The sequence below is a fragment of the Cupriavidus sp. 01L45 genome (genome assembly GCF_056399885.1).
In genome coordinates, this window is sequence record NZ_JBFTSG010000192.1 from 1 (window position 1) to 368 (window position 368).

Consider the following 368-nt stretch of genomic DNA (forward strand, 5'->3'; position numbering starts at 1 on the left):
GGTCCCAAGGGTWCGGCTGTTCGCCGWTTAAAGTGGYACGCGAGCTGGGTTYAGAACGTCGYGAGACAGTTCGGTCCCTATCTGYYGTGGGCGCTGGAGAATTGAGAGGGGTTGCTCCTAGTACGAGAGGACCGGAGTGAACGCACCGCTGGTGTTCGGGTTGTCATGCCAATGGCACTGCCCGGTAGCTAAGTGCGGAAAAGATAAGCGCTGAAAGCATCTAAGCGCGAAACTTGCCTCGAGATGAGTTCTCCCTGTGGCTTTAAGCCACCTGAAGGGACGTTGAAGACKACGACGTTGATAGGCCGGGTGTGTAAGCGCAGCGATGCGTTGAGCTAACCGGTACTAATGACCCGTGAGGCTTAACC

General features: G+C 56.4%; 1 rRNA gene. It reads left to right on the top strand.

From position 1 onward, the window contains the following. Positions 1-368, top strand: a 23S ribosomal RNA gene (locus AC1DT6_RS40675); the annotation flags it as partial.